Source organism: Pseudomonas imrae (genome assembly GCF_046352735.2).
Lineage (GTDB): Bacteria > Pseudomonadota > Gammaproteobacteria > Pseudomonadales > Pseudomonadaceae > Aquipseudomonas > Aquipseudomonas imrae.
The window spans coordinates 5113294-5136042 of sequence record NZ_CP110853.2 but is presented as its reverse complement, the minus strand read 5'-3'; the positions used below and the strand labels follow the sequence as shown (position 1 = coordinate 5136042).

Below are 22749 nucleotides of genomic sequence, written 5' to 3'. Positions count from 1 at the left end.
CGCCTCATTCCATGGGGCAGTCGCGAATTGACGCGTTGTTGGAAGTGGGGGTCGCCTGGCTATAAGTTGTAACGGATTTGATACCAGATATGGCTGGGGATGCCGTGACCTGGCGCACAAATTGGGACGGGCGGGAGAGGGGATGCAGCGAAAAGTAGCGTTTTTGTTACATTTCCATCGGATGAAGCGCGGTCAAAAATGTGGGAGCGGGCTTGCTCGCGATGGCGGGGTGTCAGTCGATATCTTGATTGACTGATCCATCGCTATCGCGAGCAAGCCCTATCCCACATGGGTTCTGCGTGTACTTAGGCCTTGAGGGTTTTCACGCCTTCCGGGGTGCCCAGCAGCAGCACATCAGCGGGACGCGCGGCAAACAAACCATTGGTGACTACACCGACGATGGCGTTGATCTGCGTTTCCAGCTGCACCGGGTTGGTGATCTGCATGTTGAACACGTCGAGAATGATGTTGCCGTTGTCGGTCAACACGCCTTCGCGATACACCGGGTCGCCACCCAGCTTCACCAACTCGCGGGCCACGTGGCTGCGGGCCATCGGGATCACTTCCACCGGCAGCGGGAAATTACCCAGTACCGGCACCAGCTTGCTGGCATCGGCGATGCAGATAAAGGTCTTGGCCACCGCGGCGACGATCTTCTCGCGGGTCAGGGCTGCACCGCCGCCCTTGATCAGGTTCAGGTGCTCGTCGCTTTCATCGGCGCCGTCGACATAGAACTCCAGGTCGCTCACGGTATTGAGCTCGTACACTGGAATCCCGTGGCCCTTGAGCCGTGCGGCAGTGGCCTCGGAGCTGGCGACTGCGCCGTCAAAAGCACCCTTGTGAGCGGCCAGCGCATCGATAAAGCAGTTGGCGGTGGAGCCGGTGCCAACACCAACGATGCTTTTGTCGTCGAGTTTGGGAAGGATTAAATCGACGGCGGCCTGGGCCACTGCCTGTTTGAGTTGATCCTGGGTCATGCGGGCTCCGGAACGGGCGGGGACTAAAGAGGGGCGCGAGTATAACCCAACAAAACCTATGGATTCGTGTGGTCGTTTGGCCAAAGGGCGGGTTAGACTCCTCGGCCCTGCCCAACCCGCCCAGTGATGCTTTCCGATGCTCGAACAGTACGTCAAGAAGATCCTCACCTCGCGCGTTTACGACGTTGCCGTGGAAACCCCGCTGCAGACTGCCCGCCAGCTCTCCGAGCGGCTGGGCAACCAGGTCTGGCTCAAGCGCGAAGACTTGCAGCCGGTGTTCTCGTTCAAGATTCGCGGCGCCTACAACAAGTTGACCCAATTGACCGCCGAAGAACGTGCGCGTGGCGTGGTCACTGCGTCGGCGGGCAACCATGCCCAGGGCCTGGCGCTGGCGGCCAAGGTGCTGGGGGTCAAGGCAACCATCGTGATGCCCAAGACCACGCCAGAGATCAAGGTCGAAGGCGTGCGCTCGCGCGGCGGCAAAGTGGTGCTGCACGGTGATTCCTTCCCGGAAGCCCTGGCGTATTCGCTGAAGCTGGTCGACGAAAAAGGCTACGTCTACATTCACCCCTACGACGATCCGCACACTATTGCCGGGCAGGGCACGGTGGCGATGGAAATCCTGCGCCAGCACCCGGGGCCATTGGATGCGATTTTCGTTCCGGTGGGCGGCGGCGGGCTGATCGCCGGGATTGCGGCTTACGTGAAATATCTGCGGCCGGAGATCAGGATCATCGGCGTCGAGCCGGACGACTCCAATTGCCTGCAGGCGGCCATGGCCGCCGGTGAGCGCGTGGTATTGCCGGTCGTGGGCATTTTTGCCGACGGTGTGGCGGTGGCCCAGATCGGCCAGCACACCTTCGACATCTGCAAGGATTACGTCGACGAGGTCATCACGGTCAACACCGATGAAATCTGTGCGGCAATCAAGGACATCTACGACGATACCCGCTCTATCACTGAACCGGCCGGCGCCCTCGGCGTGGCGGGGATCAAGAAGTATGTCGAGACCCGTGGTGTCAGTGGCCAGACCTTTGTCGCCATCGATTCCGGAGCCAACGTTAACTTCGACCGCTTGCGCCATGTGGCCGAGCGCGCCGAGCTGGGTGAAGGTCGCGAAGCCATTATCGCCGTGACCATCCCCGAAAAGCCCGGCAGCTTCAAGGCGTTCTGCGAGGCCGTGGGCAAGCGCCAGATCACCGAGTTCAACTACCGTTACCATTCCGGCAGCGAAGCGCACATTTTTGTCGGGGTGCAGACGCATCCGGAGAACGACCCGCGCAGTGGGTTGGTTGCCAGCCTCACCGAGCAGGGTTTCCCGGTGCTCGATCTCACGGAGAACGAACTGGCCAAGCTGCACATTCGTCATATGGTCGGTGGACATGCGGCGCATGTCAGCAATGAAGTGGTGTTTCGCTTCGAGTTTCCGGAGCGCCCGGGCGCCTTGTTCAACTTTCTCAACAAACTGGGCGGACGCTGGAACATCTCGATGTTCCACTATCGCAACCACGGTGCGGCCGATGGGCGGGTGGTCGCTGGGCTGCAAGTACCGGCGAACGAGCGGCATCTGGTGCCAGCAGCGCTGGAGGCCATCGGCTATCCGTACTGGGATGAGAGTGATAACCCGGCGTATCAACTGTTCCTCGGTTGAGCGACTACGCTGACTGAGCGCCCTTTAAGGAATCGAGAACATGGAAACCCTGACAACCCTAAAAGTCATTCACGTAGTGGCCACGGTGCTGTTGCTGGGCTGCGGCCTGGCTCTGGCCATCCTCGCCTGGCGCAAGCGCAGCGCGGGCCCCGCGGTTACCGTGCAGCGCCCGTGGGTGTTCATCTGGCTGTTGATGGGGATAAGCCTGGTGAGCATGCCTTTCACCGGCTGGTGGCTGGTACACCTGATCGGCTGGCCGTTGGGGCAGACCTGGATTTTGGGCTCGAGCGTGATCTACACCGTGGCGGCGCTGTGCTGGTTCTGGTTGGTGGTGCGCTTGAGTCGCCTGCGGCTGGGCGGCACAGGCAGCGCGAGATTCACCCTGGCCCTGGCGATTGTGAGCCTGGTGGGGTTTGTGGCGATTGCCGGGTTGATGGGGGCTAAACCGGTTTAACACTTGAGACCGAGTTGGTTTCATTCGCGAGCAAGCCCGCTCGCACACTCGATCGAGTTCCACCTTTGGAATGCGGTCGAGTGTGGGAGCGGGCTTGCTCGCGAAGGCGTTATCAGCCGCGCAGGGTAATCACCGGCCAATCACGCTTTTGGGCTTCGGCTCGCAGATTGGCATCCGGATCCACAGCCACCGGGTGTGTGACCTGCTCCAGCAACGGCAAGTCATTCATCGAATCGCTATAAAAGTAGCTGTCTTGCAGGGTATATCCCGTCTCTTCCAGCCATCTATTCAAGCGCGTCACCTTGCCCTCGCGAAAGCACGGGATGTCTGTGCTGCGCCCGGTGTATCGGCCATCGGCCATCTCGCACTCGGTCGCGATCAGGGTTTCAACCCCCAGGCGTGCGGCAATCGGCGCGGTGACAAAACGATTGGTGGCGGTGATGATTACCAGCGTGTCACCGGCGGCGCGGTGTTTGGCCAAAAGTTCTGCGGCCAGCGGCAACATCAGTGGCTCGATGCAGTCGCGCATGAAGTCGCGATGCCACTCGTCCAACTGGGCCATCTCGGTGCGGCCGAGGATTTCCAAGCTGAAGTTCAGGTAGGCTGCGTTGTCCAGCTTACCGGCCAGGTAATCCTGGTAGAACTCGTCGTTGCGGGCTTTGTAGGCCACCGGGTCGAGAATCCCGCGCTCACACAGGTAATCACCCCAGGCGTGGTCACTGTCGCCGCCCAAAAGCGTGTTGTCCAAGTCGAATAAAGCCAGGCGCATTGCGGTTACTCGCTGAAAAGTCTGTAAAAAGGCGTCCAGAATACGGTCTTTTCACAAGAGTGCACATAAGGTAAGCAGCCTCGTTGCCGCTGCAACAAGCTTTGTGGAACAATGCGGCGACATGCGTTTGCGAGGTTGTTGCCGTGATCGACCCCGATGGTTTCCGTCCTAATGTCGGGATTATTCTTACGAATGATGCCGGACAGGTGCTATGGGCTCGCCGTATCAACCAAGATGCCTGGCAGTTTCCTCAAGGCGGGATCAACCCCGATGAAACCCCTGAAGACGCCCTGTACCGTGAGTTGAACGAAGAAGTGGGCCTTGAGCGCGAAGATGTGCAGATTCTCGCCTGCACCCGTGGCTGGTTGCGTTATCGTTTGCCGCAACGCCTGGTGCGTACCCACAGCCAACCGCTGTGCATCGGCCAGAAGCAGAAGTGGTTTCTCCTGCGCCTGATCTCGAACGAGCAGCGGGTGCGGATGGATTTGACCGGTAAACCGGAGTTCGATGGCTGGCGCTGGGTCAGTTATTGGTATCCGTTGGGCCAGGTGGTGACATTCAAGCGCGAAGTTTATCGTCGCGCTCTCAAAGAGCTTGCCCCGCGCCTTTTAGCGCGCGACTGACGACGGAGTTCGACCCCGAGCCATGCTCAATACGCTGCGCAAGATCGTCCAGGAAGTTAACTCCGCCAAGGATCTCAAGGCGGCGTTGGGGATTATTGTGTTGCGCGTCAAGGAAGCCATGGGCAGCCAGGTCTGTTCGGTTTACCTGCTGGACCCCGAGACCAACCGGTTTGTGCTGATGGCCACGGAGGGTTTGAACAAGCGCTCCATCGGCAAGGTCAGCATGGCGCCCAATGAAGGTCTGGTGGGCCTGGTAGGGACGCGTGAAGAACCCTTGAACCTCGAAAATGCCGCGGATCACCCGCGTTATCGTTACTTTGCCGAAACCGGTGAAGAGCGTTACGCCTCCTTCCTTGGCGCGCCGATCATTCACCACCGCCGCGTTGTCGGCGTGTTGGTCATCCAGCAGAAAGAGCGCCGCCAGTTCGACGAGGGCGAAGAAGCCTTCCTCGTGACCATGAGCGCGCAGCTGGCTGGCGTTATCGCCCACGCCGAAGCTACCGGCTCGATTCGCGGCTTGGGGCGCCAGGGCAAGGGCATTCAGGAAGCCAAGTTTGTCGGCGTTCCCGGCTCGCCCGGTGCGGCAGTCGGTACTGCCGTGGTCATGCTGCCGCCGGCCGACCTTGATGTCGTGCCGGACAAGACCGTCACCGACATCGAAGCCGAAATCAAACTGTTCAAGACTGCCCTGGAAGGCGTGCGCAGCGATATGCGCAACCTGTCGACCAAACTGGCCACCCAGTTGCGCCCCGAAGAGCGGGCGCTGTTCGACGTGTACCAGATGATGCTCGACGACGCGTCCCTGGGCAACGAAGTCAAGACTGTGATCAAGACCGGGCAGTGGGCCCAGGGCGCGTTGCGCCAGGTGGTCACCGATCACGTCAATCGCTTTGAGATGATGGACGACGACTACCTGCGCGAGCGCGCCTCGGATGTGCGTGACCTCGGCCGTCGTCTGTTGGCCTATTTGCAGGAAGACCGCACCACCAACCTGGTCTATCCCGACAACACCATTCTCATCAGTGAAGAACTGACCGCCACCATGCTTGGCGAAGTGCCGGAAGGTAAGCTGGTAGGCCTGGTCTCGGTATTGGGTTCGGGTAACTCACACGTGGCGATCCTGGCGCGGGCCATGGGGATCCCGACGGTGATGGGCCTAGTGGACCTGCCGTATTCCAAGGTCGACGGCATCGACATGATCGTCGACGGCTACCACGGCGAGGTCTATACCAACCCCAGCGATGTATTGCGCAAGCAGTACGCCGAGGTGGTCGAAGAAGAGCGCCAGCTGTCCCAGGGCCTCGATGCCCTGCGTGAATTGCCGTGCGTGACCCTCGACGGCCACCGCGTACCGCTGCTGGTCAATACCGGCCTGCTGGCGGACGTGGCACGGGCGCAACAGCGTGGCGCTGAAGGAGTGGGGCTGTACCGCACTGAAGTGCCATTTATGATCAACCAGCGTTTCCCGAGCGAGAAGGAGCAGCTGGCGATTTATCGCGAGCAACTGTCCGCCTTCCATCCGCTACCGGTGACGATGCGCAGCCTGGACATCGGCGGCGACAAGTCACTGTCTTATTTCCCGATCAAGGAAGACAACCCCTTCCTTGGCTGGCGCGGCATTCGCGTGACCCTCGACCACCCCGAAATCTTCCTCGTCCAGACCCGCGCGATGCTTAAGGCCAGCGAGGGCTTGAACAACCTGCGTATCCTGCTCCCGATGATCTCCGGCACCCACGAGCTGGAAGAAGCCCTGCACTTGATTCACCGCGCCTGGGGTGAGGTGCGCGACGAAGGCGCCGATGTACCCATGCCGCCGATTGGCGTGATGATCGAAATCCCGGCAGCGGTGTATCAGGCTAAAGAACTGGCGCGGCAGGTGGACTTCCTGTCAGTAGGTTCCAACGACCTGACCCAATACTTGTTGGCCGTGGATCGCAACAATCCGCGTGTGGCGGACCTCTACGACTACCTGCACCCGGCGGTACTGCAAGCCCTGCAACATGTTGTGCGTGACGCCCATGCCGAAGGCAAGCCGGTGAGTATCTGCGGTGAAATGGCCGGTGATCCGGCTGCAGCAGTACTGTTGATGGCGATGGGCTTTGACAGCCTGTCGATGAACGCCACCAACTTGCCCAAGGTCAAGTGGATGCTGCGTCAGATCAATTTGAGCAAGGCCAAGGACTTGCTGGCAGAGCTGATGACCATCGACAACCCGCAAGTTATCCACAGCTCGCTGCAACTGGCGCTGAAAAATCTCGGGTTGGCGCGGATGATCAATCCCGCCTCTGCAAAAAGCCTCTAGACCGGACCTAAAGCCTGGCGCGGGGCAACATGTGGGAGCGGGCAAGCTCGCTCCCACATTGGTTTTATGGCAGGGCTAGAAATGGAGTTCGACTTCACCCAGCCGCCCGCCATGGGGTCCGAAACTGCGTTCCACCATATGCCGCCTTCCATCGGCATGCACAATCAGCGCAGTACTCGCCCGTGTCCCGTAACTGGGGCTGGCGATAAACACGCTCGACAACAGGCTCTCCGTCGCCAGCCCCACTCCGGTATCCGGCAGGTCGGCAAACGGCGCGGTGTGCGGATCACTCAAAATATCCAGCAGAGCCTCGGGACGTGGATCGCCGAGCACCTCGCTCAGCGCTGCCCTGGCTTTGAGCAGCTTGGGCCATGGCGTATCAAGCCCGGCGTTCGATAGCCCGTAGAGACCGGGTTTCAGTTGCGTGGGAGTGGTGTCATTGGCGTTGTAATGCCACAACTCCTCCCGCGTACCGAGCAGCAGGTTGAACCCGGCATATTCGATGGATCTGCCGTTAACGTCGGCCAAATACTCCTCGATCGAGAATGAGCCATTGAGAAATCGTGCCACCAGTTCGCCGCGGGATTTGCGTGCCGGTGGCTGGTGCGGGTCGCGGATGTTGGTCAGGGCGGCGAAGCGCCCGTCGGCATTGACCCCTAACCAGGTGCCGCCCGCTTCCTGGTCGCGTCCGGCATACACCTGCGGCGCATCGAGCCATCGGGCCAATGGCAGGCTGGGCCTTGCATAGAATTCATCACGATTGGCCGCGACTACCAGCGGCTGGGCATGATCCGGTCGCCAGGCAAAAACAATCAGGCACATACAGCCATCCCTTGGTGTTTTGCCCACTCTACCCATAGAACCCAGTGCTTTGCATCCGTTAACATGCCGGTTCGATTTTGGGGGCTCCCATGGAATTTCTGCTGTATTTGGCGCTGGGCGCCTGCGCGGGCGTGCTCGCCGGGCTGTTTGGCGTGGGCGGCGGGATCATCATTGTTCCGGTGCTGGTGTTCAGTTTCACCTTGCAAGGCTTTGACCCGCAGGTGCTGACGCACTTGGCGGTCGGCACCTCCCTGGCGAGTATTATCTTCACTTCGGTGAATGCCGTGCGTGAACACCACCGTCGTGGCGCGGTGCGCTGGCCGATCTTTGCCTGGATGACCTTGGGTATTCTGCTGGGCGCAGGTTTTGGCGCGCTGACTGCCGAAGCCATCTCCGGCCCGCATCTGCAGAAGATCATCGGTGTATTTGCGTTGGTTATCGCCGTGCAGTTGGCGCTGGACGTCAAACCCAAGGCCAGCCGACAGGTGCCGGGAAAGCCGGTACTGGCCCTGGTGGGCAGCTTGATCGGGTGGGCCTCGGCGATTTTCGGGGTGGGAGGCGGCTCGCTGACCGTACCGTTCCTGACCTGGCGCAGCGTGCCGATGCAGCAGGCAGTGGCTACTTCGTCGGCCTGCGGCTTGCCGATTGCCTTGGTGAGTGCATTAAGTTTCATGATTCTGGGCTGGCACGACCCACTGCTGCCCGCGCATAGTCTGGGGTTCGTGTATTTACCGGCATTGTTGGGCATTGCCCTGACGAGCATGGTCGCCGCCCGTTTCGGCGCACGCCTCGCCCACCGCTTGTCGCCACGTTTGCTCAAGCGTCTGTTCGCCGGGTTGCTGTTTTGCGTGGGCTTGAGTTTTTTAATTTGATGCCGTTGCTCTGACGAAATACTGGCTTAATCGCGCGCCGGCATGGTCCCGGTGCAATAACGAATGATTTAACAAGGAGTCGCAATGCTGGCTTACCCGCAGATCGATCCGGTGGCCCTGGCCATCGGTCCGCTGAAAATCCATTGGTACGGCTTGATGTACCTTATCGGCATTGGCGGCGCCTGGCTGCTGGCTTCCCGGCGTTTGAACCGGTTCGACCCGACCTGGACCAAGGAAAAGCTCTCCGACATGGTGTTCTGGCTGTCGATGGGGGTAATCGTCGGCGGGCGCCTGGGATACGTTCTGTTCTACGACTTGAGTGCCTACATTGCCAACCCGACGTTGATCTTCGAGGTCTGGAAGGGCGGCATGGCTTTCCACGGCGGTTTTGTCGGCGTGATGATCGCGGCTTGGTGGTTTGCCCGGCGCAACGGCAAGACATTCTTCGAGCTGATGGACTTTGTCGCACCGCTGGTGCCGATTGGCCTGGGTGCCGGGCGTATCGGTAACTTCATCAATGCCGAGCTGTGGGGCAAACCGACCGATGTACCGTGGGCCATGGTGTTCCCGCCGTTCAGCGACCCGGCACAACTGGCGCGCCATCCATCGCAGCTGTATCAGTTCGCCCTGGAAGGCGTGGCGCTGTTCCTGATCCTGTACTTTTTCTCGCGCAAGCCACGGCCAACGATGGCGGTATCGGGGATGTTCGCTTTGTTCTACGGGATCTTCCGTTTTGTCGTCGAGTTCGTCCGGGTACCGGATGCCCAGCTGGGTTACCTGGCGTTCGGTTGGGTGACCATGGGTCAGATTCTCAGCCTCCCGATGATCCTCGCGGGTCTGGGCTTGCTGTGGTGGGCTTACAATCGTCCACAAACGATCAAGAACACCGCGCTTTAAATTCGAATGCCGAGGCTCTCGGGCTTCGGCTTCAACGATACAGGTACCGTCATGAAGCAATATCTTGAACTACTGAACGACGTCGTGACCAATGGCCTGGCCAAGGGCGACCGTACTGGCACCGGCACCAAGGCCGTGTTCGCCCGTCAGTTCCGGCATAACCTGGCCGACGGCTTTCCGCTGCTGACCACCAAGAAGCTGCACTTCAAAAGTATCGCCAATGAGCTGATCTGGATGTTGAGCGGCAACACCAACATCCAGTGGCTGAATGAAAACGGCGTGCGGATCTGGGACGAGTGGGCCACCGAAGAAGGTGACCTGGGCCCGGTGTATGGCGAGCAGTGGACCGCCTGGCCAACCAAGGACGGCGGCACGATCAACCAGATCGACTACATGGTCGAGACGTTGAAGACCAACCCCAACAGCCGCCGCATCCTGTTCCACGGCTGGAACGTCGAATACCTGCCGGATGAGACCCGCAGCCCCCAGGAGAACGCGCGCAACGGCAAGCAGGCCCTGCCACCGTGCCACCTGCTGTACCAGGCGTTCGTGCATGACGGTCATCTGTCGATGCAGCTGTATATTCGCAGCTCCGACGTATTTCTCGGCCTGCCTTACAACACCGCTGCACTGGCGCTGCTGACCCACATGCTGGCCCAGCAATGCGACCTGATCCCCCATGAGATCATCGTCACCACCGGCGACACCCATGCATACAGCAATCACATGGAGCAGATCCAGACCCAACTGGGGCGCATGCCGAAAAAGCTGCCGGAACTGGTGATCAAGCGTAAGCCTGAGTCGATCTACGACTACAAGTTCGAAGACTTCGAAATCGTGGGTTACGACGCCGACCCAAGCATCAAGGCCGACGTGGCGATCTGAATGATTTGATCGTTCCCACGCGGTGGGAACGATCAATGGCCGTGGCTGCGACCTACATGGGAATGTGCTGCCTCGCTCGCCGCCACACTTCCGCTGACTTCCAGGCGCTGCAAAATCCCGCACTGATCAAGCCCCGGCCCTTCGCCACAACGTTGGCGCAGGTCGAGTAGTTGTGCCTGCAACACCAACAACCCATCAATTCGCGCCTTGACGTGATGGATATGCTCGTCGATCAGTGCGTTGACATTTTCACACTGATCTTGCGGACTATCCCGCAGGCCCAGCAGGCTGCGGATTTCCTCCAGGGTCATGTCCAGGCTGCGGCAGTTGCGGATAAACGTCAGTCGCTCGGTGTGAGCCTGGGTGTACAAACGGTAGTTACCTTCGCTCCGGGCCGGCGGCGGCAGCAGGCCTTCTTTCTCGTAATAACGGATGGTTTCTACCTGACAGTCGGTCAGTTTTGCCAATTCCCCGATCTTCATGACAGCAATCTCCAAAAGGGTGCTTGACCCTATAGTGGCTACAGGGTCTTTACTTGGCAACAGGCACTTTCTGCGGACTGCATTCATGAGCGATTCCATTCATACCCAGCACAAGCACAATCACGGCGATCACGATCACGATCACGATCACGATCACGATCACAGCCACAGCCACAGCCACAGCCACGATCATGCGCACGGCGCAAAATTGACGTCTGTGCCAAAGCATGATCATGCAAGTCACGGCGGCTCTTGCTGTTCCAGCGGTGCTGCACCTTCGCTGATAAAACTGAGCGAAGCGACCACTGCCGGTTCGCGCCTGAGCAGCTTTCGCATCGAAGCCATGGACTGCCCCACCGAGCAAACGCTGATCCAGAACAAACTGGGCAAGCTTGCCGGTGTGCAGCAACTGGAATTCAACCTGATCAACCGGATTCTGGGGGTCACCCATGATCTGCCAGACACCGTGCCGATCATTGAGGCCATCAAGTCCCTGGGAATGCAGGCCGACCCGATCGAAGACGGTGTTGCGGCCGCCCCGCCGCCTGCCAAGAAACACTGGTGGCCTCTGGCGCTGTCCGGCGTCTGTGCGTTGGGGGCGGAGGTGATCCACTTCACCAACGCCGCACCGACCTGGGTTGTGGCTCTGGTGGCGCTGGTGTCGATCCTCAGCGGTGGCCTCACCACCTACAAGAAGGGCTGGATTGCCCTGAAGAACCTCAACCTCAACATCAACGCCCTGATGAGTATCGCCGTGACCGGCGCTATTCTGATCGGGCAGTGGCCCGAAGCGGCGATGGTGATGTTCCTGTTCACCGTGGCCGAATTGATTGAAGCCAAGTCCCTGGACCGGGCCCGCAACGCCATCAGCGGCTTGATGCAAATGACGCCGGAACGGGCCACGGTACGTCAGGCGGACGGAAGTTGGGCCGAACAGGAAGCCAAACTCATCGAGTTGGGCGCTATTGTGCGAGTTCGTCCCGGTGAACGTGTTGCTTTGGACGGTGAAGTCACCGCCGGACAATCCACCATCGACCAGGCACCGATCACCGGTGAAAGCCTGCCGATTGAAAAGACAGTGGGTGACAAAGTCTTCGCCGGCACCATCAACCAGGCCGGTTCCCTGGAGTACCGCGTCACCGCCGTTGCCAACAACTCCACCCTGGCTCGCATCATCCACGCGGTGGAACAGGCCCAAAGCGCCCGGGCGCCGACGCAGCGCTTCGTCGACAGCTTCTCGAAAATCTACACTCCAGCGGTGTTCCTGTTTGCACTGGGCGTGGCGTTGATCCCACCACTGTTTATGGGGGGGGTCTGGTTTGACTGGATCTACCGCGCGCTGGTTTTGCTGGTAGTCGCGTGTCCGTGTGCGCTGGTGATATCTACACCGGTGACCATCGTCAGCGGCCTGGCAGCTGCCGCTCGCAAGGGCATCCTGATCAAGGGCGGTGTGTACCTGGAGGGGGGTTACAAGCTCGATTACCTGGCACTCGACAAGACCGGCACCATTACCCACGGCAAACCGGTGCAGACTGATTTCCTGGCGCTGTTCCCGAATGTCGAAGGTACGGCTCCAGCGCTGGCCGCAAGCCTGGCGGGGCGCTCCGATCACCCCGTATCGTTGGCCATCGCCAATGCGGCAGTGGATAAAAAGCTGTCGATGTTCGCTGTGGATAACTTCGAGGCCCTGCCCGGCCGTGGGGTGCGCGGTGAGATCAACGGCGAGGTCTATCACCTGGGTAACCACCGCCTGGTTGAAGAACTGGGCCTGTGCTCGCCGGCACTTGAGGAAAAACTCTTCGCACTGGAAAAACAAGGCAAGTCCGTGGTGCTGTTGCTCGACAAGTCTGGCCCGCAGGCGCTGTTCGCCGTGGCCGACACGGTCAAGGACAGCAGCCGCGAAGCCATCCAGCAACTGCACGAGCTGGGCATCAAGACCCTGATGCTCACCGGCGACAACGCCCACACCGCCCAGGCGATCGCCGCCCAGGTGGGCATCGACCAGGCCCAGGGCGATCTGTTGCCCATCGACAAGCTGCAAGCCATCGAAGCCTTGTATGCCAAAGGTCATCGGGTCGGCATGGTCGGTGACGGCATCAACGATGCCCCTGCACTGGCGCGCTCCGAGATCGGCTTCGCCATGGCTGCTGCCGGTACGGACACGGCCATCGAAACCGCCGACGTGGCGCTGATGGATGATGATTTGCGCAAGATTCCGGCATTCGTGCGGCTCTCGCGGCAAACGTCGAGTATCCTCAAGCAAAACATCGCCTTGGCGCTGGTGATCAAGGCGATCTTTCTCGCGGTCACCTTCATGGGCATGGCGACCATGTGGATGGCGGTGTTCGCCGACATGGGCGTGAGCTTGCTGGTGGTATTCAATGGTCTGCGCCTATTGCGCAAATAGTCGATGAGAGGGTGGCGTGCTGAGTGCCGAGCTGAAGGCGTTTTACATGGTCGCCCGCCTGGGCAGCATCACTCAGGCGGCGAAGAAGCTCGGCTTGAGCCAACCTACGGTGACCACCCAGATTCGTCATCTGGAAAGCCAGTATTCGGTTGAGTTGTTCTACCGGGGTGGGCGCCGCCTTACCGTCAGCGACGAAGGTGCGCGGTTGTTGCCGATGGTCAAGGCGTTGTTGCAGCAGGAAGCGGATATCGAATTTTTCCTGCGCAACAGCGGCCAGGTCCAGGGTGCGCTGAGGATTGCCGCCACCGCGCCGTATTACATCCTTGATCTGGTCAAAGCCTTTCGCGAGCGTCTGCCCCAGGTGGATGTATCGGTAGAAATCGGTAACTCGCAACAGGTTATCGAAGCGCTGGAAGACTACCGCGTGGATGTCGCCGCCTCGTCGCAACTGATGGATGATCCACGTCTGATTCGCCGGGTGCTCGGCACCGATCCGCTGGTGCTGGCAGTGCATCGCAATCACCCATTGGCTTTACTCGAGCATGTGTCTTTGACGGCACTGGCCGGGCATACCTTGCTGATGCGCGAAGCCGGTTCCACCACGCGGCGCCTGACCGAAGAAATGTTGGCGGGCGCAGGGGTGAGTTACGGGCCGCTGCTGGAAATCGGCAGTCGCGAGTCGATCCGCGAAGCGGTGTTGCGCAATATCGGTATCAGCATCATTGCCCGCCAGGAAGTGCCCCACGACCCGCAATTGCGGGTTCTGACCATTGAAAACGCACCGCAGATCCCCGAGTACTTGTACTGCCTCAAAGAGCGAAAAGGTGCGCGATTGCCGGCGGCCTTTCTGGGGTTGGCGCAGGAAATGTCGCCGATCTGAGGTTGTTGGGTGGTCTTGAAGCCGCCATCGCGAGCAAGCCTGCTCCCACATTTGGATCTGTGAATATATTCAGATGTGTGTGCTGGCTTGCTCGCGATGGCGCCAGATCAGTCACCAGCTCCTTATGGCCCTACCCAAATTCACCAATACCACTATCGCCAGGTTTTGCCTTTCTGCCACAACAGGGACGCATTGCCGGCCTAGCATGGCCTTCATCAGTTCGATGAGGTGCCACCATGAACACAGCCCTGACCAACCCCGGCGCACCGATGAAGGTGCGTGGTATCCAGAAGCGTTTCGGCGCCTTTACTGCGCTGGACCATGTGTCCCTGGACGTCGCCGCCGGCGAACTGGTGTGCCTGCTTGGCCCATCGGGTTGCGGCAAGACCACCTTGTTGCGCTGTATCGCCGGGCTCGAGCGCCAGGACAGCGGCGAGTTGTACCTGGGCGACCGGGATGTTTCGCTGCTGGCACCCCAGGCTCGGGACTACGGCATTCTGTTCCAGTCCTACGCGTTGTTTCCCAATCTCACCGTTGAAGCGAACATCGGCTACGGCCTGGCCGGCAGCGGTCGCGATGAAGTGCGCAAGCGCGTAGCGCAGATGCTGGAGCTGGTGGGCCTGATCGGCAGCGAAAAGAAATACCCTGGCCAATTGTCCGGTGGTCAGCAACAGCGGGTCGCCCTGGCGCGTGCCCTGGCACCGGCACCGTCACTTTTGCTGCTGGATGAACCGATGTCGGCCCTCGACGCTCGGGTTCGCGAACATTTGTGTACCGAGTTGCGCCAACTGCAACGTCGCCTGGGCATCACCACGCTGATGGTCACCCACAACCAGGACGAGGCCATGCTGATGGCTGATCGCATCGCCGTGATGAATAACGGCAAGGTCGAGCAGTACGCCACGCCCCAGGAAATCTACGACCGTCCCGCCACACCGTTCGTGGCCGAGTTTGTCGGCCAGGGCAATTGGTTGCCTTTCAGCCGCAGCAGTGCCAGCCATGCCCAGGTCGGCGGGATGAATGTGCGCTTGGCCGATGATTGCGGCAAAGCCGCGTCGGGCCGTCTGTTTTGCCGCCCGGAAGCCATCAGCGTCAATCCGCCGGTGCATGAGGAAAATCTGTTCCCGGCCAAGGTCCGCGAAATCACCTTCCTCGGTAATCGCTGCCGCATGAGCTTTGAGCTGGACCAGTTGCCCGGCCATCCATTGCTGGCCGAACTGGCGCCCGAAGCCATGCCGCGCCTGGGTGCCCAGGACATTTGGGTCGCGCTGCCACCCCGCAGCCTGCAGGTGTTTGCCTGAGATGGCCGTCGACATGAGCCTGCCGCTACCCGAACCCGTGCCCCGTCAGGTTTCCCGCGCCGAAATCGGCGACCGCGTTTTCGTCCTCGGCGGCAAGCTGCTGTTGTTGTGCCTGTTGGGCGTTGCCGTGCTAATGCCGCTGTTGGCGATCTTCTGGCGCGGATTCAGCTCTGAGGCAGGGCAGGGTGGCGGATGGGTCGCGGCACGTGAGTTGGTCACCAGCGCAAACTTCCACTGGTTGCTGGGCAATAGCCTCAAGGTTTCCCTCAGTGTGGCCTGTATTGTGGTGCCCTTGGCCTACCTGTTTGCCTACGCTTTGCAGCGCACACTGATTCCCGGTAAAGCCGTCTGGCGCGGGTTGTCATTGCTGCCGTTGATGGCGCCGTCGATGCTGCCGGGCATTGCCCTGGTGTATCTGTTTGGTAATCAGGGCATGTTGCGCGGCTTGCTGTCGGAGAATATCTACGGCTTCTGGGGCATTGTCCTGGGAGAGGTGATCTACACCTTTCCCCATGCGCTGATGATTCTGCTGTCGGCGTTGTCCCTGGCGGATGCGCGATTGTTCGATGCGGCCTCAAGCATGGGCGCCAGCCCCGCCCGTGCGTTTCGCAGCATTACCTGGCCGGCGACGCGCCAGGCGGTGTTCGCCGCCTTTTGCCTGGTATTTACCCTGACCATTACCGACTTCGGCGTGCCCGTGGTGGTGGGTGGTGATTATCAGGTGTTGGCATTGGAGGCCTATAAGGCTGTGGTCGGCCAGCAGCAGTTCGGGCGCGGCGCCTTGATCGGCATGGTGCTCCTGGTGCCGGCGCTGTTCAGTTTTGCTGTCGATGCGTGGCTGCGCCGCCGTCACGGCGACTCCATGAGTGGTCGCGCCCAAGTATTCCAGCCAGCACCGTCGCGGTTGCGCGATGGTTGTTATCTGGCGATTGTTTTACTGATCTGTGCCGTACTGCTGCTGGTGTTCGGCATGGCGGTGTATTCATCGCTGGTGAAGTTCTGGCCGTACAACCTGTCGCTGTCGCTCAATCACTACCAGTTCAATGACACCGCGGGCGGCGGCTGGCTGGCCTATCGCAACAGCCTGACCATGGCCTTGTGTACCGCGTTGATCGGCAGCGCGCTGATTTTTACCGGTGCCTACCTGATGGAAAAAACCCGTGGCCAGCGCGGCCTGAATTTGGCGTTGCGCATGCTCAGTTTCGTACCCATGGCGGTGCCGGGCCTGGTCCTGGGCCTGGGGTACGTGTTCTTTTTCAACCTCAACGGCAACCCGTTGCACGTGTTTTACGGAACCATGACATTGCTGGTGGTGTGCACCATTGCTCACTATTTGACCACTGCGCAAATGACTGCCACCACGGCCCTGCGCCAACTGGATGCCGAGTTCGAAGCCGCCGCGCTGTCCCTCAAGGCGCCGCTGTATCGCCATTACCTGCGGGTCACGGTGCCGATCTGCCTGCCAGCCCTGTTGGATATTGTCCGCTACCTGTTCGTGTCCGGGATGACCACTGTCTCGGCCGCGATCTTTCTCTACAGCCCCGACACCATCCTTGCGGCCGTGGCGGTCCTGAACATGGATGACGCCGGCAACGTCGGCGGCGCGGCGGCCATGTCCACCCTGATCCTGTTCACTTCGGCAGGCGTTTCACTGCTGCTGGCGTGGACCTCACGCGGTTTGTTGCGCCGCTCCCAGGCTTGGCGCCAAACCGCGCCTGGCCAGTAAATCTGTCCTCATATAAGGAAACGCACCATGTTCAAGCCCCTGGCGTTAGCCGCTGCTGTGCTCACCGCGTTCAGCCTGAATGCCGTTGCCGCAAAAACCGAGCTGACCGTGTACACGGCTCTCGAAGCCGAGCAATTGAAGACCTACAAAAAAGCCTTCGAAGCGGCCAACCCGGACGTAGAGATCAAATGGGTGCGCGACTCCACCGGGATCATCACTGCCAAGCTGCTGGCCGAAAAAGCCCGCCCGCAAGCTGACGCCGTGTGGGGACTGGCGGCTTCCAGCCTGGCAATCCTCGACCAGCAGGGCATGTTGCAAAACTACGCGCCCAAAGACCTGGACAAGATTGGCGCGAACTACCGTGACGCCGCCAACCCTCCCGCCTGGGTCGGCATGGATGTGTGGGCGGCGACTATCTGCTTCAACACTGTCGAAGCCGAAAAACAGGGCCTGAGCAAGCCAATCAGCTGGCAGGACCTGACCAAGCCCGAATACAAGGGCAAGATCGTCATGCCTAACCCGGCTTCATCCGGCACAGGCTTCCTGGATGTCAGCGCCTGGTTGCAGACTTTCGGTGAGAAGCAGGGCTGGCAGTACATGGATGACTTGCACCAGAACATCGGCCAGTACGTGCATTCCGGTTCCAAACCGTGCAAGTTGGCGGCATCCGGTGAGTTTCCGATCGGCATTTCCTTTGAATACCCGGCCGTGCAGTTGAAGCGCCAGGGCGCACCACTGGATATCGTGTTGCCCAAGGAAGGCCTGGGCTGGGATATCGAAGCCACGGCGGTGATCAAAGGCACGGCCCATGAAGACGCGGCGAAAAAACTTGCCGACTTCTCCGCCAGCCCCGCGGCAATGGAGCTGTACAAGGAGAACTTCGCCGTCCTGGCCCAGCCGGGGATTGCCAAGCCGCAGACTGAACTGCCGGCGGACTACGAGCAGCGCTTGATCAAGAACGACTTTGCCTGGGCCTCGAAAAACCGCGACAACATCCTGGCAGAATGGCGCAAGCGCTATGATGGCAAGTCGGAGAAGGTGGCCGGCCAGTAAGTTATTTGTTTGGCTGATGGCCCTATCGCGAGCAAGCCCGCTCCCAAATTTGACCTCATTTCCACGGTGAAACCCGGTCAAGTGTGGGAGCGGGCTTGCTCGCGATAGCGGTCTCGAATCCAGGAAAATTTCGCCATGACACAACACAGTGATCTGCTGATCATCGGCGCCGGTATCCTCGGCCTGTCCCACGCCTACGCTGCTGCCAGGCGTGGGCTCAAGGTCAAGGTTTTCGAGCGCAGCGCCACGCCGTTGGGCGCCTCGGTGCGTAACTTCGGCCAAGCGCTGGTCACCGGCCAGCCGCCGGGTCTTATGCTTGATCTGGCGCGGGAAAGCCGCGATATCTGGGGGCGTTGGTCCGAATTGGCGGGCTTGCAACTCAAGCGCAACGGCTCGTATCTGTTCGCCCGTACCGAAGCCGAAGAGCATCTACTGGAAGCCTTTTGCGCCGGTCGCGCCGAGGCGTATGGCTATCGGGTGAATCTGCTGCGGGGCGCGGCCATGCAAGACCTGTACGGCGGCCAGTTTCGCCATCACCGGGCCGCGCTGCATGGCCTGGACGATCAACAACTGTACTCGCGCGAAGCCCTGCCTGCGCTGATCAACTACCTGCGCAGCGAGCTCAAGGTAGAGTTTCACTTTTCCACGCTGGTGCGCGACGTCGAGCCGGGCCAGTTGCATAGCACTGCCGGGACCTTTCACGGCAAGCAGATCATTGTCTGTTCCGGTCATGACTACCAGACCTTGCTGGCCGGTCAGCTTGCCGAGTTCGACCTGCAAATCTGCCGCCTGCAAATGCTGCGCGCGCGACCCAGGCTGGATCTGAACCTGCAACATGCACTGCTGACGGGCTTGAGCTGTGTGCATTACGGCGCGTTTGCCGATCTGCCGGAGGCGGCACCGGTGCAGGCGCAAATCCTGCGGGAGTCGCCACATTTGCACGAAAACGGTATCCACCTGCTGATCAGCCCTACACCGTATGGTGAGCTGATCATCGGTGATTCCCACCATTACGGCAGCGATCCTTCGCCCTTCAATGGCGAACAGGTGGATAACTGGATGATCGAACTGGCGCAGCAGACCCTGGGGTGTGAGATTCAGGTCGTGGAACGCTGGCAAGGCGTCTATGGTTCTCGTGGCCCGGGACCGTTTTCTTTCCTGCGGGCGGCACCCGGCGTGAATGCGGCGTTGATGCACACTGGCGTCGGCATGAGCGTCGGGCCGGCAATGGCCGAACGTAATATTGCCGAACTGTGGGGAGATGGGTAATGCAGCCGGAACAGGTGATCACTGAAGTCTTCGGCTTGTATGAACGACATGGCGCTGCCGATTACATCGGCGAGCCAGTGTCACAGCTCGAGCACATGTCCCAGGCTGCGCAGTTGGCCATGGCCGAGGGCTGTGATGACGAGGTGGTGTTGGCGGCGTTCTTCCACGATATCGGGCATCTCTGTGGGCAAGGCAGCGAAAACATGGGCGGCTACGGCGTGGTCAGCCATGAACGCCTGGGCGCCGATTATCTGCGTCGTGCCGGTTTCAGCGAGCGCTTGGCCAGGCTGGTGGAATACCACGTCCAGGCCAAGCGTTACCTGACCTTTCGCCAGCCGGATTACTACGCCCGCCTGAGTGAAGCCAGCCGTCGAACCCTGGCCTACCAGGGCGGCGTGATGAGCGCCGAAGAGGCACAGGCTTTTGAGCGCGATCCGCTCTGTGGTGTGAGCCTGCGCATGCGCCATTGGGATGAACAAGCCAAGGAAATGCATGTGCCGGTGCTCGACCTTGGCGTGCTCAAGGCCAAGGCTCGGCAACTGCTGGCGGCTTAGTCGGCGTCCAGGCGCTGGGCCAGAGCCTCGATCTGCTCCTGGCGTTCGGCCTGACTCAGCCTGGCGTGAGGGTTGAGGGACGACCATTGTGGATGGGCCCGGGCTTTGTTCAGGGCCTGCGGCAGTTTGCCTTCGCGCCAGGTCTTGTCCTGCGGCGTATCGACTTTGATGCTGTGCATGGCCGCGTGGCCACGCAGGTTCAAGGCCTTGAGCAATTGCCGCTGACGCAGGGCCAGCAGGCGCAGCACGCTGTCGTCGACGGTCAGCTCGCGCTGGCCCTTGATCTTGCCCAACAGACGGCTGCCATAACTGCGTGCGGTCTGCAGCGCGCCACCGGCGATGGCGCCGGCCAATGCGGCGGCGCCAAGTGTCAGGCCACCGACCAGCAAATCCACGCCGGCACCGGCTGCTGCGCCTGCGGCAATTCCGCCGCCCACGCGTACGCCGAGTTGCTTGAGGGTTTCGGGGTTGAACAGGTCATCACCCCAGCGCCCATCGAGCAGCGGCAAATCACTGGCGGCGGCGTCTTGCGGGCGGAAGCCGAACAGCTTGAGCAGCGCTTCGACACAGTGTTGTTCACGCTGGCGCACAGCCTTGCGCAGTTCGCTGATGGCTTGCTGTTCGACCTCGGCTTCGCTGACCACGCTGCGTCGGCAGGCGGCGCAGTCGATCAGCAATTCGGCGATCAGGCGGGCGGCACTTTGCTGGCGGGCCTGGCGTTGGGCCTCCTGATCAAGAATCAGCCGCTCCAGTTGCCCCCGCGAGGTTTCCAGCAGCAAGGCCAGGCTTTCGTACAGCCGCCGCTCGCCGTCTTCCGGCGGCGCGACGCTGTCAAAGCGCACCAGTGCGTGCAGGCCAAGCCGTGCCAGGGCTTGGCGCCATTGCGGTTCACGGTGTTCGGTGCTGCTGACAAAATTGAGGACTGGCAGCAAGGGCTTGCCACAACTGGCCAGCACTTGCAGTTCGTCGCGGTACTTGGCCAGCACCGGCTCCCTTGCATCGATCACATACAGTCCAGCGTCGCAGACGAGCAATTGGCGCAGCACCTTGGCTTCCTGTTCGAAGCGTTGCCGGGCTTCACTGCCTTCCAGAAAACGCGCCAGTCGGGCCGGGCCGTCGAGACGTTCACCGGGACGGTCCAGGCGTTCTAGGTAGTCGAGCAGGGCGATGGCATCTTCCAGGCCCGGGGTGTCATACAGTTCCAGCAAGGCCTCGCCATCGACCGACAAGCGCGCGCCTTCTACATGGCGGGTGGTGCTGGGGCGATGGGACACTTCGCCAAACCCCACGTCGCGAGTCAGGGTGCGCAGCAGCGAGGTCTTGCCGACGTTGGTATGGCCGACCACGGCAAGCTTCAGGGGTTTAGTCATGACCGGTCTCCAGCCAAGTCAGCGGCGCGCAATCGGCAAATGGCACGTCCAGTTGTTGCAAGGCTGTGTGCCAATCGCCCAAGCGCTCGGCATCCAGGGCCTGGCCCGGTGGCGCCTGCAGTAGCCAGACCCGTGTTGCGCTGGCGCTGCGGGCCAGTTCGCCGATCAGTGCCAGGCTGCCGCGATCTGGCGAGCGCCGTGGGTCGCAGGCGATAGCCAGGCGTGCAGGCGGGAAGCGGCTCAGTTGTTCCAGCAATTTGTTGCGCGATTCGCGACTGTCGAGGATGCCGGCATCTTTGACGCCGGGCGGCAGTTTCGGTGGCCAGGAGCGCTGGTCGTCCAGTTCGATGCCCACTAACAGCGCGCCATCACTGTGTAGGTCGCTGATACCAGCCGTTACCTGATGCAACTGCTCGGGCGCGGTATCGTTGACACCGAGGCGCTCGCTGCTGGGCATCAACGGTTCGCGCAACTGGCTGTAGCCGGGCAAGTTGAGGTCCAGGTGCAAGGCTGCGCGTCCGCTTTTCCAGCGCCACAGACACAGCAGGGCCAAGATCAGCCGAGGCAGGATGCCGTAGATCAACAACACGCCTACCAGCCACGCGGCCCAGGTCTGGCGGGCACTTTCGATATTCAGCGCCGAATCGCCGCTGGCGCGGATCATCTCGACGGTGGGCACACTGAAGCCAAGCAATGCGGGCAGGGCGCCGAGGGCCTGGGTCAGGCTGACGAAAGTATCGGCGCCCAGGATGGTGGTCTCCCAGACAAAGCCGTAGCGCCGGGTGGCCATCAAGGTCAACAGGATCACCAACGCGCTGAGCAGGGCCAGCAGCCACAGGCCATTGACCAGTACGCCAACGGCCCAGCGATTGAGTTTTTGTCGTTGCAAGAGCAGCAGCAGCGCCGGCGCCAGTTGCGCGGCCTTGGCATCACGGGCGAGCTTTTCACTGAGCCACAGCCATAGGCGCCCGAGGCTGGCACTGTGATCTGCGGCAAACAGCAGGCCCAGGACCCAGCTCAGCAACAGGATCAGGTTCAGGCCCAACAAACTGCCCAGCGCCCAGAACACGTTGACCGGCGTCAACCCATTGCCCAGCGCGGCAAAGGCCAGGCCGGCGCCACTGACGACAGCCAGCACCGCCAGTATCATCAGCGCCAGGCGCGCGCCCTGCAGCCAGTGCCGTAGGGCAACGGTCAGACCGTCACGCTCGGCCAGCCACAGGGCGCGATTTTGAATGCGTGTCGACAGGTCGCCGCCACTGCTGCGGGCCAGCCGATTGGCTTCCTGGTCTTGCAGGGGGCCGGCATGTTCTTCGCGCAGGCGTACGGCTTCCGTCAGCCAGAGTTTTTGCAGGGGGTTCAGTGCAGTCACGCGCCGTCCTGTTGTACAAGTGAGGTTGGAGCATAACCGCTGTGAAGGCGGTTGGGGTATGCCGGGCGTGCGTCTGGTATTCT

General features: G+C 60.9%; 20 protein-coding genes. 14 read left to right on the top strand and 6 right to left on the bottom strand.

Annotated elements, in window-relative coordinates:
* Positions 1–305 precede the first annotated feature (305 nt).
* Positions 306–977, bottom strand: coding sequence for a ribose-5-phosphate isomerase RpiA (gene rpiA, locus OQ460_RS23475; RefSeq protein WP_410019659.1), 672 nt, complete (start codon positions 975–977; stop codon positions 306–308).
* Between the two features lie 136 nt (positions 978–1113).
* Here rpiA and ilvA point away from each other — a divergent pair, with 136 nt between their 5' ends.
* Entirely contained in the window at positions 1114–2628 is a 1515-nt protein-coding gene (gene ilvA, locus OQ460_RS23470) for a threonine ammonia-lyase, biosynthetic (RefSeq protein ID WP_410019658.1), read from the top strand.
* A 40-nt stretch (positions 2629–2668) separates the two neighbouring features.
* Positions 2669–3082 carry a DUF2269 family protein gene (locus OQ460_RS23465; protein WP_410019657.1) on the top strand — a complete coding sequence of 138 codons (414 nt, stop codon included), beginning with the start codon at positions 2669–2671 and terminating at the stop codon, positions 3080–3082.
* A gap of 112 nt (positions 3083–3194) precedes the next feature.
* Here the strand turns inward: OQ460_RS23465 and OQ460_RS23460 are convergent, their stop codons facing one another.
* Complete coding sequence (locus OQ460_RS23460) at positions 3195–3851, bottom strand: HAD family hydrolase (RefSeq protein WP_410019656.1); 657 nt, start codon at positions 3849–3851, stop codon at positions 3195–3197.
* 143 nt (positions 3852–3994) lie between these two features.
* Here OQ460_RS23460 and OQ460_RS23455 point away from each other — a divergent pair, with 143 nt between their 5' ends.
* Positions 3995–4474, top strand: a complete 480-nt coding sequence (locus OQ460_RS23455) for an RNA pyrophosphohydrolase (RefSeq protein WP_003176750.1) — start codon at positions 3995–3997, stop codon at positions 4472–4474.
* A 22-nt stretch (positions 4475–4496) separates the two neighbouring features.
* Positions 4497–6776, top strand: a complete 2280-nt coding sequence (gene ptsP, locus OQ460_RS23450; RefSeq protein WP_410019655.1) for a phosphoenolpyruvate--protein phosphotransferase — start codon at positions 4497–4499, stop codon at positions 6774–6776.
* A gap of 75 nt (positions 6777–6851) precedes the next feature.
* Here the strand turns inward: ptsP and OQ460_RS23445 are convergent, their stop codons facing one another.
* Positions 6852–7598, bottom strand: a complete 747-nt coding sequence (locus OQ460_RS23445) for an NRDE family protein (protein ID WP_410019654.1) — start codon at positions 7596–7598, stop codon at positions 6852–6854.
* Between the two features lie 89 nt (positions 7599–7687).
* Between OQ460_RS23445 and OQ460_RS23440 the strand changes: the two genes are divergently transcribed.
* From OQ460_RS23440 to OQ460_RS23430, 3 genes are all read left to right on the top strand, one after another.
* Positions 7688–8470, top strand: coding sequence for a sulfite exporter TauE/SafE family protein (locus OQ460_RS23440; protein WP_410019653.1), 783 nt, complete (start codon positions 7688–7690; stop codon positions 8468–8470).
* Positions 8471–8554: 84 nt separating this feature from the next.
* Positions 8555–9367 carry a prolipoprotein diacylglyceryl transferase gene (gene lgt / locus OQ460_RS23435; protein ID WP_410019652.1) on the top strand — a complete coding sequence of 271 codons (813 nt, stop codon included), beginning with the start codon at positions 8555–8557 and terminating at the stop codon, positions 9365–9367.
* A 51-nt stretch (positions 9368–9418) separates the two neighbouring features.
* Positions 9419–10252, top strand: a complete 834-nt coding sequence (locus OQ460_RS23430) for a thymidylate synthase (protein ID WP_410019651.1) — start codon at positions 9419–9421, stop codon at positions 10250–10252.
* Between the two features lie 32 nt (positions 10253–10284).
* On the opposite strand, the gene cadR is transcribed toward OQ460_RS23430, so the two are convergent.
* Positions 10285–10734: a Cd(II)/Pb(II)-responsive transcriptional regulator gene (gene cadR, locus OQ460_RS23425; RefSeq protein WP_410019650.1), complete on the bottom strand. Its 450-nt coding sequence runs from the start codon at positions 10732–10734 to the stop codon at positions 10285–10287.
* An 85-nt stretch (positions 10735–10819) separates the two neighbouring features.
* Here cadR and OQ460_RS23420 point away from each other — a divergent pair, with 85 nt between their 5' ends.
* From OQ460_RS23420 to OQ460_RS23390, 7 genes are all read left to right on the top strand, one after another.
* Entirely contained in the window at positions 10820–13141 is a 2322-nt protein-coding gene (locus OQ460_RS23420) for a heavy metal translocating P-type ATPase (protein WP_410019649.1), read from the top strand.
* 16 nt (positions 13142–13157) lie between these two features.
* The gene (locus tag OQ460_RS23415; RefSeq protein WP_410019648.1) at positions 13158–14021 is read left to right on the top strand and encodes a LysR family transcriptional regulator; all 864 of its coding nucleotides are present in this window, start codon (positions 13158–13160) and stop codon (positions 14019–14021) included.
* Between the two features lie 236 nt (positions 14022–14257).
* Positions 14258–15322, top strand: coding sequence for a putative 2-aminoethylphosphonate ABC transporter ATP-binding protein (locus tag OQ460_RS23410; protein ID WP_410019647.1), 1065 nt, complete (start codon positions 14258–14260; stop codon positions 15320–15322).
* 1 nt (position 15323) lies between these two features.
* Positions 15324–17048: a putative 2-aminoethylphosphonate ABC transporter permease subunit gene (locus OQ460_RS23405; RefSeq protein ID WP_410019646.1), complete on the top strand. Its 1725-nt coding sequence runs from the start codon at positions 15324–15326 to the stop codon at positions 17046–17048.
* A 27-nt stretch (positions 17049–17075) separates the two neighbouring features.
* The gene (locus OQ460_RS23400) at positions 17076–18101 is read left to right on the top strand and encodes a putative 2-aminoethylphosphonate ABC transporter substrate-binding protein (protein ID WP_410019645.1); all 1026 of its coding nucleotides are present in this window, start codon (positions 17076–17078) and stop codon (positions 18099–18101) included.
* Positions 18102–18236: 135 nt separating this feature from the next.
* Positions 18237–19370: a TIGR03364 family FAD-dependent oxidoreductase gene (locus OQ460_RS23395; protein ID WP_410019644.1), complete on the top strand. Its 1134-nt coding sequence runs from the start codon at positions 18237–18239 to the stop codon at positions 19368–19370.
* Positions 19370–19924 carry a phosphonate degradation HD-domain oxygenase gene (locus OQ460_RS23390; RefSeq protein WP_410019643.1) on the top strand — a complete coding sequence of 185 codons (555 nt, stop codon included), beginning with the start codon at positions 19370–19372 and terminating at the stop codon, positions 19922–19924. Before OQ460_RS23395 ends, OQ460_RS23390 begins: the two co-directional genes overlap by 1 nt.
* Here the strand turns inward: OQ460_RS23390 and OQ460_RS23385 are convergent.
* The gene (locus OQ460_RS23385) at positions 19921–21294 is read right to left on the bottom strand and encodes a GTPase/DUF3482 domain-containing protein (protein WP_410019642.1); all 1374 of its coding nucleotides are present in this window, start codon (positions 21292–21294) and stop codon (positions 19921–19923) included. The genes OQ460_RS23390 and OQ460_RS23385 overlap by 4 nt on opposite strands.
* On the bottom strand, positions 21287–22666 hold the full coding sequence (locus tag OQ460_RS23380; protein ID WP_410019641.1) for a DUF2868 domain-containing protein: 1380 nt from the start codon (positions 22664–22666) through the stop codon (positions 21287–21289). The genes OQ460_RS23385 and OQ460_RS23380 overlap by 8 nt, the downstream gene beginning before the upstream one ends.
* Positions 22667–22749 lie beyond the last annotated feature (83 nt).

Excerpts from the sequence above, each read along its gene's own strand:
- ptsP (WP_410019655.1), top strand. The coding sequence starts at position 4,497 with ATGCTCAATACGCTGCGCAAGATCGTCCAGGAAGTTAACTCCGCCAAG.
- rpiA (WP_410019659.1), bottom strand. The coding sequence starts at position 977 with ATGACCCAGGATCAACTCAAACAGGCAGTGGCCCAGGCCGCCGTCGAT.
- OQ460_RS23390 (WP_410019643.1), top strand. The coding sequence starts at position 19,370 with ATGCAGCCGGAACAGGTGATCACTGAAGTCTTCGGCTTGTATGAACGA.
- OQ460_RS23465 (WP_410019657.1), top strand. The coding sequence starts at position 2,669 with ATGGAAACCCTGACAACCCTAAAAGTCATTCACGTAGTGGCCACGGTG.
- OQ460_RS23460 (WP_410019656.1), bottom strand. The coding sequence starts at position 3,851 with ATGCGCCTGGCTTTATTCGACTTGGACAACACGCTTTTGGGCGGCGAC.
- OQ460_RS23445 (WP_410019654.1), bottom strand. The coding sequence starts at position 7,598 with ATGTGCCTGATTGTTTTTGCCTGGCGACCGGATCATGCCCAGCCGCTG.
- ilvA (WP_410019658.1), top strand. The coding sequence starts at position 1,114 with ATGCTCGAACAGTACGTCAAGAAGATCCTCACCTCGCGCGTTTACGAC.
- OQ460_RS23405 (WP_410019646.1), top strand. The coding sequence starts at position 15,324 with ATGGCCGTCGACATGAGCCTGCCGCTACCCGAACCCGTGCCCCGTCAG.
- OQ460_RS23420 (WP_410019649.1), top strand. The coding sequence starts at position 10,820 with ATGAGCGATTCCATTCATACCCAGCACAAGCACAATCACGGCGATCAC.
- cadR (WP_410019650.1), bottom strand. The coding sequence starts at position 10,734 with ATGAAGATCGGGGAATTGGCAAAACTGACCGACTGTCAGGTAGAAACC.
- OQ460_RS23430 (WP_410019651.1), top strand. The coding sequence starts at position 9,419 with ATGAAGCAATATCTTGAACTACTGAACGACGTCGTGACCAATGGCCTG.
- OQ460_RS23385 (WP_410019642.1), bottom strand. The coding sequence starts at position 21,294 with ATGACTAAACCCCTGAAGCTTGCCGTGGTCGGCCATACCAACGTCGGC.
- lgt (WP_410019652.1), top strand. The coding sequence starts at position 8,555 with ATGCTGGCTTACCCGCAGATCGATCCGGTGGCCCTGGCCATCGGTCCG.
- OQ460_RS23440 (WP_410019653.1), top strand. The coding sequence starts at position 7,688 with ATGGAATTTCTGCTGTATTTGGCGCTGGGCGCCTGCGCGGGCGTGCTC.
- OQ460_RS23395 (WP_410019644.1), top strand. The coding sequence starts at position 18,237 with ATGACACAACACAGTGATCTGCTGATCATCGGCGCCGGTATCCTCGGC.
- OQ460_RS23400 (WP_410019645.1), top strand. The coding sequence starts at position 17,076 with ATGTTCAAGCCCCTGGCGTTAGCCGCTGCTGTGCTCACCGCGTTCAGC.
- OQ460_RS23410 (WP_410019647.1), top strand. The coding sequence starts at position 14,258 with ATGAACACAGCCCTGACCAACCCCGGCGCACCGATGAAGGTGCGTGGT.